The organism is Paenibacillus mobilis (genome assembly GCF_058267595.1).
In genome coordinates this window covers 243,371-259,550 of sequence record NZ_JBZCMS010000002.1, presented here as the reverse complement: position 1 = coordinate 259,550, position 16,180 = coordinate 243,371, and the positions used below count along the sequence as shown (strand labels likewise).

Annotated in this window: 17 protein-coding genes; all 17 read left to right on the top strand. The window is 51.9% G+C overall.

Annotated features, from left to right (window positions below; all coding sequences use genetic code 11):
• Window positions 1–45: 45 nt before the first annotated feature.
• The 17 genes from AC3ZPD_RS04390 (at window position 46) to AC3ZPD_RS04310 (ending at window position 16,138) form a co-directional block, all read left to right on the top strand.
• Window positions 46–606 carry a DEAD/DEAH box helicase family protein gene (locus tag AC3ZPD_RS04390; protein WP_490983052.1) on the top strand — a complete coding sequence of 187 codons (561 nt, stop codon included), beginning with the start codon at window positions 46–48 and terminating at the stop codon, window positions 604–606.
• 45 nt (window positions 607–651) lie between these two features.
• A complete protein-coding gene (locus AC3ZPD_RS04385; protein ID WP_490983428.1) occupies window positions 652–795 on the top strand; it encodes a DUF2569 family protein in 144 nt (47 codons plus the stop codon).
• A 27-nt stretch (window positions 796–822) separates the two neighbouring features.
• The gene (locus AC3ZPD_RS04380; RefSeq protein ID WP_490983051.1) at window positions 823–1,341 is read left to right on the top strand and encodes a GNAT family N-acetyltransferase; all 519 of its coding nucleotides are present in this window, start codon (window positions 823–825) and stop codon (window positions 1,339–1,341) included.
• 21 nt (window positions 1,342–1,362) lie between these two features.
• The gene (locus AC3ZPD_RS04375; protein ID WP_490983050.1) at window positions 1,363–1,545 is read left to right on the top strand and encodes a hypothetical protein; all 183 of its coding nucleotides are present in this window, start codon (window positions 1,363–1,365) and stop codon (window positions 1,543–1,545) included.
• Window positions 1,542–2,135, top strand: coding sequence for a DJ-1/PfpI family protein (locus AC3ZPD_RS04370; protein WP_490983049.1), 594 nt, complete (start codon window positions 1,542–1,544; stop codon window positions 2,133–2,135). The genes AC3ZPD_RS04375 and AC3ZPD_RS04370 overlap by 4 nt, the downstream gene beginning before the upstream one ends.
• Window positions 2,136–2,538: 403 nt before the next feature.
• A complete protein-coding gene (locus AC3ZPD_RS04365) occupies window positions 2,539–3,552 on the top strand; it encodes a glycoside hydrolase family 130 protein (protein WP_490983048.1) in 1,014 nt (337 codons plus the stop codon).
• Between the two features lie 438 nt (window positions 3,553–3,990).
• Window positions 3,991–5,304 carry an extracellular solute-binding protein gene (locus AC3ZPD_RS04360; protein ID WP_490983047.1) on the top strand — a complete coding sequence of 438 codons (1,314 nt, stop codon included), beginning with the start codon at window positions 3,991–3,993 and terminating at the stop codon, window positions 5,302–5,304.
• Between the two features lie 100 nt (window positions 5,305–5,404).
• Complete coding sequence (locus AC3ZPD_RS04355; protein ID WP_490983046.1) at window positions 5,405–6,277, top strand: carbohydrate ABC transporter permease; 873 nt, start codon at window positions 5,405–5,407, stop codon at window positions 6,275–6,277.
• Between the two features lie 21 nt (window positions 6,278–6,298).
• Complete coding sequence (locus AC3ZPD_RS04350; protein WP_490983045.1) at window positions 6,299–7,129, top strand: carbohydrate ABC transporter permease; 831 nt, start codon at window positions 6,299–6,301, stop codon at window positions 7,127–7,129.
• Between the two features lie 43 nt (window positions 7,130–7,172).
• Window positions 7,173–8,960: a sensor histidine kinase gene (locus AC3ZPD_RS04345; protein ID WP_490983044.1), complete on the top strand. Its 1,788-nt coding sequence runs from the start codon at window positions 7,173–7,175 to the stop codon at window positions 8,958–8,960.
• Between the two features lie 11 nt (window positions 8,961–8,971).
• On the top strand, window positions 8,972–10,558 hold the full coding sequence (locus AC3ZPD_RS04340; protein ID WP_490983043.1) for a response regulator transcription factor: 1,587 nt from the start codon (window positions 8,972–8,974) through the stop codon (window positions 10,556–10,558).
• An 8-nt stretch (window positions 10,559–10,566) separates the two neighbouring features.
• Window positions 10,567–12,879: a glycoside hydrolase family 3 N-terminal domain-containing protein gene (locus AC3ZPD_RS04335; RefSeq protein WP_490983042.1), complete on the top strand. Its 2,313-nt coding sequence runs from the start codon at window positions 10,567–10,569 to the stop codon at window positions 12,877–12,879.
• Window positions 12,880–13,093: 214 nt separating this feature from the next.
• Window positions 13,094–13,585: a tetratricopeptide repeat protein gene (locus tag AC3ZPD_RS04330; protein ID WP_490983041.1), complete on the top strand. Its 492-nt coding sequence runs from the start codon at window positions 13,094–13,096 to the stop codon at window positions 13,583–13,585.
• A 56-nt stretch (window positions 13,586–13,641) separates the two neighbouring features.
• The gene (locus AC3ZPD_RS04325; protein ID WP_490983040.1) at window positions 13,642–13,956 is read left to right on the top strand and encodes a hypothetical protein; all 315 of its coding nucleotides are present in this window, start codon (window positions 13,642–13,644) and stop codon (window positions 13,954–13,956) included.
• Between the two features lie 2 nt (window positions 13,957–13,958).
• Entirely contained in the window at window positions 13,959–14,492 is a 534-nt protein-coding gene (locus AC3ZPD_RS04320; protein ID WP_490983039.1) for a GNAT family N-acetyltransferase, read from the top strand.
• Between the two features lie 48 nt (window positions 14,493–14,540).
• Window positions 14,541–15,089 carry a GNAT family N-acetyltransferase gene (locus tag AC3ZPD_RS04315; protein WP_490983038.1) on the top strand — a complete coding sequence of 183 codons (549 nt, stop codon included), beginning with the start codon at window positions 14,541–14,543 and terminating at the stop codon, window positions 15,087–15,089.
• Between the two features lie 155 nt (window positions 15,090–15,244).
• A complete protein-coding gene (locus tag AC3ZPD_RS04310) occupies window positions 15,245–16,138 on the top strand; it encodes a helix-turn-helix transcriptional regulator (RefSeq protein WP_490983037.1) in 894 nt (297 codons plus the stop codon).
• Window positions 16,139–16,180: the final 42 nt, after the last annotated feature.

The window sequence follows — 16,180 nt, the reverse complement described above, 5'->3', positions numbered from 1 at the left end:
AAGTTATATTTGGTTTAAAAATACAAATTAGGGAGGAGGAACCGAATGCATTTCGTGATTCTTTTTGGGCCGCAAGCGGTAGGAAAAATGACGGTAGGGCAAAGTTTGGCAGCCAAAACCGATTTCAAGCTGTTTCACAATCATATGTCGATTGAATTTGTGACGCCATTTTTTGAATATGGAACGCCTTCCGGTAATCGGTTGGTGAGCTTGATCAGGCAGGGGATTTTTGAGGAAGTTTCGCAAAGCGGTATGGATGGCTTTATCTTCACGTACGTTTGGGCATTTGACCTGCAGCAAGACTGGGAGTTTGTCGAAGGAATCACGAATTTGTTTGAGTCCAGAGGCTGGACGGTTTATTGGGTGGAACTTGAGGCGGAGCTCGAAGAACGGATCTACCGCAACAAAACGCCAAACCGGCTTGAGCATAAGCCAACCAAACGTCAAATAGAGAAATCGGAAGCCAATTTGATCAGAACTCATGAGAAATACCGACTGAACTCTTTGCCGGGAGAAATAACGAGGGACAATTATCTGAGAATCAATAATACGAAGCTTGGCCCGGACGAAGCAGCGGAAATGATTAGAGGGCGATTTCAATTTTAATTTAAGGAACAAGGAAGGTGAAGGTATGAAATCCAATTCAACTAAATCCGACCTTCTGGAGCAGCCTCTGTCCTTGGGGATGAAAATGCTAATACCTTGGGAGGTATAGTCCGCAGCGCCGTGACATGCGCGATTTGGATTCCTTATTTCATCAGGTCGCAAAGAGTGAGAAATACGTTTGTGAAATAAAGTTTCTAAGCGGAGAGAGTCAAACGAATGAACAATAAACCTGAACCGGAAAATCTAGTTCTCAGACCTATCACTATAGACGATTTGGATGCCGTTATGGCCTGGAGCCAAGACGAGCTTTTTTGTTCGGCTAACGGATGGGAGCCCGACAGAACAACGGACGAGATGAAGGAGTGGTGGAGCCGCTGTGTAAGCGGTCAGACGGAGTACTTTTTGCGGATGGGAATTGAATACGAAGGCAAGCTGATCGGCTATGCGGATTTGGCTTTTATTCAGGGGAATTCGGCTGAACTGGGCGTTGCGATTGGGGATTCTTCATTGTGGGGGAATGGCATTGGAACCCGGGCAGCCCAGCACCTGATGGCGTATGCTTCGCGTGAGCTGGGGCTTAGTCTTTTCCTGGCAGAAGCGGAGGAAACCAACCTGAGATCCAGAAGCATGCTGGAGAAAATCGGGTTCAGGGAAGTTGGCAGGGGGACAAAGTCAAACGGTTCGGGAGACGAACAGACGATGATCTGCTATCAGTTTATTTTTGCCCCTTGCTAAAGATTAGAGGCAGGTGACTTTGTGACAAAGATTCTGATTATCGGAATTGTGGTCAGCGGCAAAACTACCTTGGTGAAACAGTTATCCAAACAATTGGACATTCCCTGGTATGAGCTTGATGCTATTGTTCAGGACTCTCTGGATCGGCATAAAGATAAAGTCATTCAATTATTCTTCGCCAAATGGAAAGGACGGATCAGATGAAAATCGCTTTCGTTTTGTTTAATGGAGTTACTTTTCTTGATTTTGTCGGGTTCTACGATGTTGTCAACCGGCTCCGCCAATTTGAACGGACTGACAGTACGACGTGGGAACTCTGCGCCATGTCGGAGGAGGTTGAGGATGAGCTGGGAATGCGGGTGAAGGTGGATGCCGTAAAACCGGATTTATCGGGTTACGATCTTGTTTTTATTCCGGGAGGAATGGGGACCAGGAGGCTGAAGGATGATCCTGATTTCATCGATTGGATTCGTACGGCCGAGCCTGCCGAGTATAAAGTCTCTGTATGTACGGGATCATTAATATGGGGAGCGGCGGGTTTCTTGAAAGAGAAGCAGGCTACCACCCATCCCAATGTCTATGAGCTCTTGGAACCTTACTGTGAAGAGGTAATCAAGGCACGGATCGTCATGGACGGAAAAATCATCACGGCCGGAGGCGTGGCCACCTCTATCGACCTCGGATTGTATGTCGTTGGGCTGCTTGCCGGGCCGGAAGCGGCAGCTGTAGTGAAGAAACAGATCGATTATCCTTATTCGGCAGTTGGCATTGTGGAAAATCGAGTCCACCGCTGAGACAAAGACAGCTCTCAATGAACCGCCTTCATGGCGGTTTTCTTCTGGCTAACTAGAACATTAGAAGCGAAAGCAGCCTTTAAACTACATAAAATTAACGGATAGAATCGCAATTTTACGGGATGTTTTCAAATCGCGGGCCGGTTTATTATAGAATTAATCCGAAGAGGATAAACAAAAAAACAACATTAAACATTATAACGTTATACTTTATTAGGGGTGGTGAAGAGGGGATCAAATGGAAGAGGGTTGCTCTTTCGGTGTTTCGCCCCTTTTTCTGAGAAGGTGTTCCAAACCCATCGCTAGATTTCGGATGATTTCGAAACTTTCTGGGATATGAGCAGCCGGAAGGCGGGGCTATAATGGCTTTAATTCTATGTACTGGAACAAGGAGGCGGAATTCATGAAAATTACTAGACATCCTGAAAACCCGATCGTCGTCCCCGGCGAATATGAATGGCGGCTTGCGACTGTGTTTAACCCGGCCGTGGTGAAGGATAACGGCAAATATTACATGATCGAACGGACCGCGGGTTCGCTGACACCGTGCAAAAACTTCCTCGGTTTGCTGGAAAGCGAAGACGGCGTGCATTTCAAGCATGTTACCGATCAACCGGTTGTAACTCCGGATATGCTCGGTTTTCCGTACGGAAGCGTACAGGATCCCCGGATGGTCAAAATCGAAGACACATTCTACATGACCATTGCGGTCCGTCCTTGCGCCATGAACTATTACCCTACGGGTACTGGTATTCCGGAACGTTCGATTCCGACTTATCCGGATGGCTGGGGCGAAGAGGAAGGGCACTGGCTGACCCGCTCCGTGCTGATGTCCTCCCGCAATCTGATCGACTGGGAATATGTCACGACTACTACTCCGCTTGAGATCAACGACCGCAACAATGTATTGTTTCCGGAGAAGATCAACGGCAAATACGTCCTGCTCCGCAGACCGGAAGAATACATCGGCGAAGCGTTCGGCACTGACCAGGCGGCAATCTGGATTACTTATTCCGATGATCTGATCAACTGGGATGAACCTGTTCTGCTGGCTAAGGCGGAGAATGAATGGGAAGGCAAAAAAATCGGCAGCTCTACGCCGCCAATTCGCACCGAACATGGCTGGCTGCTGCTGTATCATGGGGTGGATCAGAATACCGTTTACCGCGTAGGGGCCATGCTGCTGGATCTGGAGAACCCGAATAAAGTGCTGGCTAGAACTTCCAACTTCATTATGGAGCCAGAAACCTATTACGAGAAATTCGGCTACCAAATTCCAAATGTCATTTTCCCGACTGGCTGTGTATTGGACGAAGGCATTCTGCACATTTATTACGGGGTTACCGATACGGCGATCGCTTTGGCGACCGTTCCGCTCGAAGACATGCTTAACCATCTGCTGGAGCAGAAGGCATAGAGAAGAAAGCATAAAGACAGTCCTGATATTGAAAACCTATATTATGGAGCATCTGAAAAAGATAGGAAAGGACAGGCTTAGCTAAGCTAAGCATAGTCAAACCTCCTTCCCTAAGCATCGATGTTATATTTAATAACCGCTTGCAACAAGCGGTTATTAAATAACAAATAATGCAACCGCTTACTATATTTTAAATACTAAATTTATTACATTGTATGTTATGATTAATCACTTAAAAGTTTGTTTTCCTTTAAAAAAAGAGCCGTTTTCGCAAATCAGCTGAAGAATTCCGGATATAATCTAACATTTATGGGATATAGCCTGGCGGGCTTACCATCTATAATTGAACCAACAGATCGAAAGCATGAAACCAAACACCCAAGAGATCTGGGCATAGGGAAAAGCAACGATAAAACTTTAGAGAAAGAGGGTTGCACAATGAAAAACAGAAAGATAAGCAAAAAAGTAGCTCTTTTAAGTCTGGTTGGCCTGCTTGCCTTGTTCACCGCGGCTTGCGGAAATAACAGTTCGGGAAGCGGAAATGGAGCATCGGGTGACGGTGATAAAGTCACGTTGACCATGATGCATCCGTGGACGACGCCGAATATCGACAATGACGTGTATAAAGCACGGATCGCCGATTTTGAGAAGGATCATCCGAATATCATCATCAAAACGGACGAAGTGCCATCCGCTCAGTACAAAACGAAAATCCGTACGCTGGCCGCAGCCAACAATCTGGCGGACATCAACGTCGTTTGGCCGGGAGCGGAAATGGATCCGCTCATCGACGGCAACCTGCTTGAGCCGATCGACAGCCTGATGGACAACTGGAAATCGATTCTGCCGGAAGCCGCGCTGGAAGGCTTCAACGTGAACGGCAAGCAATACGCCGTACCGACCAAACAAACCTTTGTAGACATTGTTTATTACAATAAGGAGCTTCTTGCCCAAGTCGGCTATACCGAGTTTCCTAAAACCTACGATGAATTCATCGATCTGATCAAAAAGCTGAAAGCGGCAAACATTACGCCGATCGCCCTCGGCAACAAAGAGCAGTGGCCGCTGCAGTCCTCCTACCTGTCGATCATCGGCGACCGCTTTACGGGCAGCGATTTCCTGCAGAAGGTCATAAATAAAGAAGCAAAATTCACCGATCCCGAATTCGTGAAAGCTCTCGGTGTCATCGACGAATTGTCGAAGCTGGGCGCGTTTAACGTGGATGCAAACAACATGGATTCCGTACAAGGACAGGATTACCTGATTCAAGGGAAAGCCGCCATGCACATTTCCTCTTCGACGGTTGACGCCCGTATCCGGATCAACAACGAAAACGGCGACAAGTTCGGCATTGCCCTGTTCCCAAGCGTGAACGGCGGCAAAGGGGATCCGAAGAAAAGCGCTGGCGTCGTGCAATATGGTATCGCGATCAAGAGTGGTCTCGACGAGAAAAAGAAAGCCGCTGCCGAGGAATTCCTCAAATATTTCGTAAGCGAAGATTTGTATAAAGCCTTGATCAGCAACGGCGTAGTGGTTCCGGCCAAAGTGGACATTCCAGAAGACGCCAGCCCTTACCTGAAAGAGATGCTTGAGCTGACCGGCAACGGAACGGCTCCTGTCTTCGACAGCATTATTCCAACCCAGGTGGTGGACGTTATCCAAAACGGCCTTCAGGCCTTGACTGTAGGACACGGTACACCGGAAGAAGTCGCGGCGGATGCGCAGAAAGCAATGGACAACATCACTAATTAAGTTAAGGCTCAGTTGAACAGGCTTAAACGATACAAAGAAAACCCGGCTGCCGGGTTTTCTTTGTATCAAAGCCAAGGGCTGAACGAAAGGAGAACGGCTCATGCAAACCTTGAAACGAAGCAGATTCGCCATCTTTATCGGCTTGTTCCCCGCACTGGTGATCTATCTAGGCATAGCGATCGTGCCGATCGGCATCTCGCTTTATTATTCGCTCATGAACTGGAACGGCATTGGTTCCATGAAATTTATCGGACTGGACAATTACGTCCAGATGCTGCAGGACGACACGTTTTGGCTTTCGGTCAAAAACAACGTCATCATCATGGTCACCGGCCTGATCGGCCAAATCCCGCTGGGCCTGCTGATGGCGCTGCTGCTGAACCGCGGCCTGAAAGGCTCGGGCTTTTTCCGGACAGTCGGATTTATGCCGGTCGTCATTTCATCGGTTATGGTATCCCTGATTTTTGGCATGGTCTACAATACCGAATACGGTCTGCTTAACAACCTGCTGGGCATTTTCGGGCTTGGAAGCTGGCAGCAGAACTGGCTGGGCGATTCCAAATGGTCCATGTTGTCCATCAGCGTCGCTTATATCTGGCAGAACTGCGGTTTATACATGGTCATGTTCCTGGCCGCTTTGCAGAACATTCCGGATGAGGTGAACGAAGCCGCCGAACTGGACGGGGCGACCGGATTTAAAAAGACGCGGTTTATCACGATTCCGATGCTCCGCAGCACTTTGATGGTCACCATCGTATACAGCATAAGCAACTCGTTCCGGGTATTTGACCTCATCCAGGTGCTGACCGGCGGCGGCCCGGCACACCAGACGGAAGTCATGACGATTTACATGTACAACAGCGCTTTTATGAATCTTCGTTACGGCTACGGAAGCGCGGCTTCCATCCTGATTTTGCTGTTCAGCCTTATCGTCATATCTATTGTGAACCGGATCGCCAGGGAGAAAGATTAAGAGGGGAGGAGGAATACGCATATGAAGAAAAAATCTCCGGTATTCCAGATATTCGCATACACATTTTTGAGCCTGTTCGCTATCATGAATATAATCCCGATTTTTTGGATGGTTATCAATTCGTTTAAGTCGGAGCAAGAGTATGCGGCGGATCCGTTTTCGCTGCCGACTACCCTGCAATTTTCAAATTACGCGGAAGCGTGGAAAATTGCCAACATGAACGTTTATTTTCTGAACAGCCTTTTGATTACCTTTACCTCGCTGATCGTTACCGTGCTGCTCGGATCGCTGGCCGCTTATTTTCTGGCCCGCTTCTCCTTTAAGCTGCGCGGACTGACTTACAGCTTGTTTCTGCTCGGCATGTTGGTACCGATTCATGCCACGCTGATTCCGATCTTTCTGATTATGCAAAAGCTGAGCCTGATCGATACGTATCTGTCGCTCATTTTACCTTATACGGCGTTCCACCTGTCTTTGACGGTGTTTATTCTGGAAGGTTTCATGCGGGGCTTCCCGAAAGACCTGGAGGAATCGGGCATCATGGACGGGGCCGGCATTTTCCGGATCTTCTGGTCCATCATCCTGCCGATCACCCGTCCGGCCATGGCCACCGTAGTTATTCTCAATTTTATTTACAATTGGAATGAATATTTGTTCGCGCTTGTTCTGATTACATCCAACGCGCTGAAGACGCTGCCGCTTGGCCTGGCCAACTTCGTCGGCATTGAAACGGCCAGCTATACGCTGCAGATGTCCGCGCTGACCATCGCGCTGATTCCTATTATTATTTTCTATCTGCTGCTGCAAAAGCAGCTGGTTACCGGTATGACGGCAGGTGCGGTGAAAGGCTGATCCGGCTCCGGCAGGCCTACCCCGACAGCAAAGGAGAGATGGCATGAAGACAAGCTATATCAGACGCCTGGGGAGTTTAAGCTTGAAACGCAAGGCGCTCGTCATCTTTTTGCTGTTCGTCATTTTGCCGACGATCGGGGTAGGCGTCGTTGTGCAGTACAAATACAATCAGGTGCTGCGCGAGCAGTTTATCAATTCCACGCGCCGAAATCTGGACAATGTGACCAGCCAGCTGTCGGAGCAAACGAAGATGGTCGAGGACATCGCCGACTATCTCATTTTAAGTCCGGATATGCGGAGTTACTTAAGGAGCAGTCCTCCGCTTGGCAATGACCTAAAAAGCGATCTCAAAAATAATATCGAAAACTTTCTGACCTTCCAGCTGATGTCCAAAAGTTATATCCGTTCTATCGAAATTACGGGGTACAACGGGAACGAGATCCGGATGGGCGAACCGTTTACCGGGGACGAAAGCCGTTGGGAGGAGGAAGCCAGGCAGCGGAAGGGCGGCATTCTCTGGAGTGAAGGCCATACCCTGGAAAGCTCCTGGAACGGTCAGGTGCGGGTGCTTTCCATGATCCGCATCTTAAATTCTTTTATCAAGATTACGGAGCCGCTCGGGCAGCTGACGATCCATCTCGACGAGGCCAGCATCGTTTCCCAGCTGGAGAAAGGGGTGCTCGAAGCCGAAGCGGGTGGCGTGTTTATCGTAGGGCCGGAAGGCAATCTGATTTTATCGTCCAAGGTTAAAATGCCCGGGGGTTACGTTCCGGATGAATCGCTGCTGAAGAAGCTCGCAGCCAGCAAAAACGATTTTCTTAGCTACAAGGTGCAGGGCAACCGTTATCTGACCTTGTATAACCAGATGGAAAATACGGATTGGAAAATTATCGTAATGATTTCCGAGACGAACATTTCCGAGCAGCTGCGCGGGGTTCAGGCTATTATGCTGTTCATTTTGACGGCGATCCTGCTGCTTGCTTTAATCGCTTTGTTCGGTTTTAATCTGACGATCATCCGGCCGATCCTGCGTCTTAAGAAAGAAACGGGACGGGTGGCCGGCGGCGATTTCAGCGCCAGGGTTCCCGTGGATTCGCAGGATGAAATTGCCGAACTCAACCGTAAATTTAACGAAATGGTTATGACCATAGAAGAGCTGATCGAGCATAAATACAAGCTGGAGCTGAGGGAGAGGGAAACCGAGCTCAAGCTGATGCAGAACCAGATGGATCCGCATTTTCTCTATAATACGCTAGACATGATCCGCTGGACGGCCAGGCTGGAGAATGCGGATAAGTCTAGCCGGCTGATCGAGATGCTGTCCAAGTTTTTCCGTTCCAGCGCCGGCAATAAAAACTACCAGACCACGCTAGCCAAAGAAATAGAGTTTGCCCAGGCTTATTTGTATCTTCAGCAGTATCGTTTGGGCGATAAGCTGATGTACAAGCTGTATTTGGAGCCGGGCATTGAAGAGACACCCGCTTTGAAGGCTTCGATTCAGCCGCTGGTGGAGAATTTCATCAAACATGGCATGGACAGGAAGAAACCGGTCTGCATGATCGAAGTGATCGGTTACAGATCGGGAGGCGAAGTTTGGATCGATGTGACGGATAACGGAAAAGGCATGCCTGCCGAGCGAGAGCGTGAAATCAGCGAGGCATTATCCAGCAGGCGTCTGAATCGTTCCGCGGGCCGGATGGGAGCGCTGCTGAATATCCATGAGCGGGTGACGATCTTTTTTGGACAGCAATACGGTTTGGAGATCATTCATAATTCGGCTGAAGGCACCGGAATTCGTTTAAGGCTTCCCGGGCCGGAGCTGGAAGGTTAGGGGGGCATCTCATGGGCAGAGAGGAAGCTGCGGAGCAGCGGCGGATCAAAATGCTGATCGTGGACGACGAGCCAATCATTTGCAAAGGGCTGCGCTGTACGATCGATTGGGAGGAGCTGGGCGTCGAAGTTATCGGTGAAGCCTATGACGGGGAAGAGGCGCTCCGCAAAATGGAAGAGCAGCCGGCCGATTTCCTGCTGTCGGACATCCGGATGGACGGCATGGACGGCTTGGAGCTGGCCGACCGGCTTAAACAGCTTTATCCGGAAACAAAAATGGTCATTATCAGCGGGTACGAGGATTTTGGCTATGCCCGTCAAGCCATGCGTCTTGGCGTCAATGATTACCTGCTAAAACCCGTGGAAGTAGAGGAATTGACCAAGGTCGTGCAGAAGGTAGTAGAAGATATCCGGCGCAGCGAAAAGGAAGACGGAACCCGGGAGGTCAAGCTGTGGCTGGCGAATATGGCCCGGAATGGAATCGCTTACGGCAAAATGGCGCCTCCTCCCCTGCACGGCGCCCAATTCCGGATCCTGTCCAGCCAATTGGCCTGCTTTCATGAGCTGTATGAGGATATGCCGCCCGATCAGTATGAACGGATCCAGGAGCAGTGGGTACAGACGCTGCACCGCCGGCTGGAATCGCCCGGGCTGCGTCCTTTTTCCATCTTCGACCATGAAAATTTGCTGATTACCCTGGCCGTTTCGGACCGGCTGATGGAGGAGGAAGATTGGGTGCGCCTGCTGCGGCATGGCGTTTTGCTGCCTTCCGGGCAGCCCCAGTTCTACTGCGGGGTTTCGGAGCCCTATAGGATTCTGGAAGAAACAGCCGAGCGTTGTGCGGAGGCGGCGTCCAGGCTGAAATATTACGTGCTGGAACAGGAGCCCGTATTAAACGCCTCCTACGAAGCGAAATGGCGGAATAAGCGGCGGCCCGAAGCCCTCGATGTATCGGCAAGCGTGCAAAACCTGGTTGCCGCTTTGTTCAAGCAGGACGAACAGGAACTAAAGACGGAGGTGGCGCAGCTGTTCCGCTTCTTTAAGCAGGAAGCATACCTGCTGCAGGAAGTCCTCGCCTCCTGCGAGGAGCTGTTTGCGCTGCTCCGCCAGCGGCTCAGAAAAAGCGGCATGACCGGGCTTGAAAGCAGCCGCCCCCTGCCGGATTTGAACCTATATAATTCCTACCTGGCGCTGGAGGAAGCGGTAAATCGGGATCTGTCGGAGCTGCTGGCGCTGATTGACCGGAGCGGCATAGACCGTTCCTACTGGATCATCGAGAAAGCCAAACGATATATCGAGGAGCAATACCGGAGCGATCTGAAGGCTTCGGAGGTAGCGGCCTGGCTGAAGATTACGCCGAGTTATTTCAGTTATATTTTTAAGCAGAGCACGGGCAAAGGGTTTACGGAGTATATGAACGAGCTGCGCATCGAGCAGGCGAAAACGCTGCTGGCAACCACCCATGATAAAGTGTTCGAGATTGCCGATCAGGTCGGCTACAAGGAATACAAATATTTTGTTTCGGTCTTCAAGTCGTTTACAGGCATGACGCCGAAGGAATACAGGGGCCTTCGGGCAAGTAAAACCGATAAGGAGTGAAGCGGAAGGTGGAGAAATATAAACTGGCCGGGCTTCCGGCCTCGGAGCGGGTTCAGGACCTGCTGCCCCGGATGACGTTAAAGGAAAAGGTCGGACAGCTGAACCAGCGAATGTACGGCTGGGATGCTTACAAGATCGAGGATGGGGAATTCAGGATCACGGAGGCTTTTGAACAAGAAGTGGCGGCTTATGGCGGCATGGGCGCATTATATGGCCTGTTCCGCAGCGACCCATGGTCCGGGGTGGATTATTCAAACGGCATTACCGCGGAGAAAAGCGCGGCGGCGGCCAATCAAATCCAGCGTTACGTGATCGAGCATTCGCGCTTGGGTATTCCCGTGCTGCTGACCGAGGAATGCCCGCACGGCCATCAGGCGCTGGACGGCACGATGCTGCCGGTGAATCTCGGAGCGGGCTCGACCTGGAACCCGGAGCTGCTCGAACGGGCGTACGGCGGCGTAGCGGCCGAGATCCGCAGCCGCGGCGCGCATATCGGGCTTGTGTCCGCGCTGGATATTCTCCACGACCCGCGCTGGGGGCGTTCCGAGGAATGCTACAGCGAGGACCCTTATTTGGCGGCCGCCTTTGCGGCGGCGGTGGTACGCGGCATGCAGGGCGGACCCGCGGAGGAACTGGCAGGACCGGACCAGATTGCGGTCGTGCTGAAGCATCTGTGCGCGCAGGGAGCGGGTCAGGGCGGCCGAAACGCCGGGCCGGCGGAGATTGGCGAACGCGAGCTGCGCGAAATCCATCTGCCGGCGGCCAAAGCGGGCGCCGCAGCTGGAGCGGCCGGATTTATGGCCGCTTATAACGAAATCGACGGCGTGCCTTGCCATGCGAACGACAAGCTGCTGACCGGCATTTTGCGGGAAGAATGGGGTTTTGACGGCGTCGTCATGGCGGACGGCCAGGCGGTTGACCGCCTGCTGGCCTTAACCGGCAGCCACGAAGGGGCCGGAGCGCTGGCTTTGTCGTCCGGCGTGGATTTGAGCCTTTGGGACAAGGCGTTTACGACGCTGGAGAAAGCGGTCGTTCAAGGGCTGGTCTCCGAGGCGTACATAGACCGGGCGGTTGCCCGCGTGCTGACGCTCAAATTCAGGCTGGGCTTGTTCGACAGCCCTTATGCCGACGAGCAGCGTCCGGCTTCCGTGGTCGGCAGCGACGACATGCGCGGCCTCAACCTGCAGGTGGCCCGGGAATCGGCCGTCCTGCTGAAGAACGAGGAAGCCATCCTGCCTCTGAAGGCGGATAAGCAGCGGCGCATCGCGGTCATCGGTCCCAATGCGGACCGGCTGTATAATCAGCTTGGCGATTATACGAGCGTGCAGCGCAAGGGCCGCGGCTGCACCGTGCTCGAGGGCATCCGCCAGGCGGCACCCGCCGGCGTGGTGGTCGAGCACGCGACGGGCTGCGGCATCCGCGATACGTCGGATGCCGGCCTGGCCGCGGCGGCGGAGCTCGCCGCGGGAGCGGACGTCGCCGTGCTGGTGCTGGGCGGCAGCAGCGCCCGCCAGTTCGGCGGCGACTTTGACGGCAACGGGGAAGCCGTCATTTCCGAAGGCAGTCCATCGGAAATGGACTGCGGCGAAGGCGTTGACCTTGCCGACCTGCGTCCGGGCGGCCTCCAGCAGCAGCTCGCGGAAGCGGTGGCCGCGACCGGGACGCCGGTCGTCGCGGTCCTGATCCAAGGCCGCCCGCTGGAGCTGACCGACCTGGAGCCGCTTGCGGACGCCCTGCTTTGTGCCTGGTATCCCGGCATGGAAGGCGGGCTCGCCATCGGGGAAATCCTGTTCGGCCAGGTGAACCCGAGCGGCAAACTGCCGGCTTCGCTGCCGCGCTCCGCCGCGCAGCTGCCGGTTTACTACAACCAGAAAGCGGCCCACCGGCTCCGCAACTACGTGGATCAGCCTTCGGCGCCGCTGTATCCGTTCGGTTACGGGCTCAGCTATACAAGTTTTGCCTACAGCGACCTGACTCTATCGCAAACGGCCATTACTTCGGCTGAGCTGGCGGAGGGCGGAACGGTCAAGATCGGCGTCAAAGTGAAAAACACCGGCTCCGTCAGCGGCGCGGAAACTGTACAGCTGTACATTCAGGCAAGCGAATCGGGCATCACCCGCCGGTATGCGGAGCTGAAGGGATTCCGCAAGATCAGCCTGCTTCCTGGCGAAGAGCAGCTTGTCCAGCTGGAGCTTGGGTTTGAAGAGCTGGCCGTATGGAACCGGCAAATGACATTTGCGGCTGAACCGTGCCGGATCGAAGTCAGGGTAGGCGGCAGCCAAACCGAAACGCTTTCCGCCGAATTCCAGGTAGTGCGATAATTTCAATATTTGTATCGTGTAAACGGTCTGCGTCCCCTAAAGGGCGCGGGCCGTTTTTCATCGAGCTTGAGCCGTCAGTTGTCCTGAAGCAGGCGAGAATAAAGGATTTCAACCTTTTTAGCTAGAAACTATAAAGTATAAAGATGGGGTTATGAACACGATGAAGAAACGTTCCTAATAGAGGGTGTATCAAGAATAGAGGGTGAATGCAGCGATGAATATAAATGAGAATCTGGAAAAGGCGATCGGGCTCCGGCAGTCCGGAAATCCCGCAGAGGCCAAAACGCTGCTGGAGCAGCTGCTGGGGCTGGAACCCCTAAATGCCTCAGTGTGGTACCAGTGCGCCTGGACCCATGATGGAATGGGGCTGGAGAAAGAGGCGGTGCCTTTTTACGAGAAAGCTTTAGAGCTGGGCTTACACGGGGAAGAAAGAGAAGGGGCGCTGCTCGGCCTTGGCAGTACTTACCGGACGTTAGGATTATATGATGAGGCCGAAAAGCTTTTTGCACAAGCAATCCTGGAATACCCGGAGAACAAGGAATTTCAAGTCTTTCGGGCGATGGTGAAATACAATCTCAAAGCCTATAGCGAGGGAATGGAGCTGCTGCTGAAGCTGCTCGCCGAAACCAGCGCCGATCCGGGCATTCAGGCTTACAAGAAAGCCATCCTTTTTTATGCGGACAAACTGGATGAGCGGTGGGATTAACCTTTTTTGAAACGTTGTTGCTATAACTACCCGAACTACACGAGAGGGAGGCGAACATGAGCAAAAAAGCCATCAATATCCTTTTATTTATAGCAGGCGGCCTGCCGCTGCTGGCTTACCCCTTTTTATTGGTTGCCAATCTGATGCAGCTTGCGGCCGGAGCCGGCGAACCCCTTACTTTTATCCTGGCGGTTGTTTATCTGTTTATTTTCCTGAGCATCACCTACATAATAACGTACCTGGTCAGTCTGATCGTTTTCCTGGTCAGGAAAAATAAAAATTCTCTGACCTCCCTTATTCCGGTTGCTCATCTTGTTTTGACCGCCGTTGTTTTTTTGCTTTGGATGGTTCTGGATCAGGCGGGAGGTTAATCATGCTTATAAAAATTTTGCAAAAAGAAGATGCCGCCGCTTACAGGAAGCTGCGCCTGGAGGGGCTGCTGAACAGCCCGGATGCGTTTGGTTCAACGTATGAACGGGAGGTGGCTTTCTCCTTGGATCAGTTCATTGAACGGGTTACGCCAACCCCGGACAAATTTGTGCTGGGCGCTTTTCTGGAGAAGGAAACGGTACAGGACGCGGAGCAGGAGCTGGCTGGAATCGTCACCTTTATAAGGGGAACGGGCCTCAAAACCGCTCATAAAGGACATATTTTTGGGATGTGTGTAGCTGCCGAAGCCCGGGGGAAAGGAATCGGCCAAAAACTTCTGCTGGCGCTCATTGACCAAACCTCCCGGCTTTCCGGACTGGAGCAGCTGCAGTTGACCGTCGTGGCAGGCAATGATGCCGCCAAACGGATGTATTTGTCCGCCGGCTTTCAGGTTTTCGGCGTGGAGCGGCGGGCGCTAAAGGCCGGGGAGCGGTACATGGATGAGGAATGGATGGTTTTGCATTTGATTTCTGATTAGTCAGCCGCATAAGAATATCTTAAACGATATAAGGAGATGAGGACTGTGATGATCACCCGTTCAAAAAATCTCGTAATCAGAAGCCTGGAGGAACAAGACGATCTTCTTCTCAGCAGGTGGCTCAGTGATCCGGCGGTACTGGAATATTATGAAGGCCGGGACCGGCCGCATGATGTAGCTTTGGTGAGGGAGCATTTTTATCAAGACAGGGAAGGGATTACAGCCTGCATCATCCGGCATTACGGGCGGGACATCGGCTACATGCAGGTCTATGAAATCGAGGAAGCGGAGCGCAAGCTTTATGGATACGCGGATCTTCAGGAAGTCATCTATGGCATGGATCAGTTTATCGGAGAACCGGATTGCTGGAGCCGGGGACTCGGCACAGAATTGGTCGATGCGATGGTTGCCCATCTGGTCGAAGCGCATCAGGCATCCCGAATCGTGATGGATCCTCAGGCCTGGAATGCAAGGGCGATAAGGGTTTACGAGAAATGCGGATTTGTGAAAAAGCAGCTTCTGCCGCAGCATGAATGGCACGAAGGGGAATACAGAGACTGCTGGCTGATGGAATATGAAGCGGAAAAAGCGATTTAAGCGCTGCGCTTGCGCTATCTTTTTTTTGCTTAGGAGACTGATTGAACTAAAAAAGCCGTTTGCTCCTTCCGGTTTGCGGGAGGGGCTTTTTGAGGTTAACCTGACATCTTATTGTCAAGTTTAAAGGGGTATACTGAACCGTAGAGGTGAGAAAAATGCAGATCAGCCGGCTGTTCCAGGTCATCTATATTTTGCTTGAAAAAGGAACCGTAACCGCAAACGAACTTGCTGAACGGTTCGAGGTTTCGGTTCGGACCATTTACAGGGACGTGGAAGCGTTAAGCCAGGCAGGAATCCCTATCTATACGAGCCAAGGCAAAGGAGGGGGGATTTCCCTTTCCGACCGGTTTATTCTGAACAAATCCCTGCTTTCCGACAAGGAACAGGATGAAATTCTGTTTGCTCTGCAAAGCTTGTCGGCCGCGCAGCATCCGGGCTATGACGACGTGCTGGCCAAGCTGAGCAGCCTGTTTAAGAAAAATAACGCGAGCTGGATTGAAGTAGACTTTTCTTCCTGGGGGAACGAGCGGAAGCAGAAAGAAATTTTCAGCCTGCTGAAAAACGCCATTTTGGGAAGGAAGGTTATTTCTTTTACTTACTATAGCGCCTCAGGTGAAAAAAGAGACCGCAGCGCGGCTCCGGTGAAGCTGCTTTTTAAGAACAGGGCATGGTATTTCCAGGGGTATTGTCTGGAGCATATAGCTATGAGAACCTTCAAAATTACCCGAATGTCGGACGTCCGGCTTGCCGGTGAACAGGACCGGGAAAAGCTGCCGATGCCGGAAAAGAGGGAGACGGTGGAGAACAAGATTACTCTGCGTTTAAAATTCGATGCCGCAGCGGCCTACCGGGTGATGGATGAGTTTCCGGAAGAAGAGGTCTCCAGACTTGAAAACGGTTCTTTTCTGGTCACAACCAACATGCCTGCAGGCGAATGGCTTTTTTATTATCTGCTTTCATTCGGGCCGCTGGTGGAGGTCGCCGAGCCTGAATTGATCCGATCGGAGCTGATTGCCCTCATCAAGAAGATGGCTGGAAAATATTTTTAGGACTGTTTTAAGAGAACTGGACATCCTGTTGTCAGGTTTTGT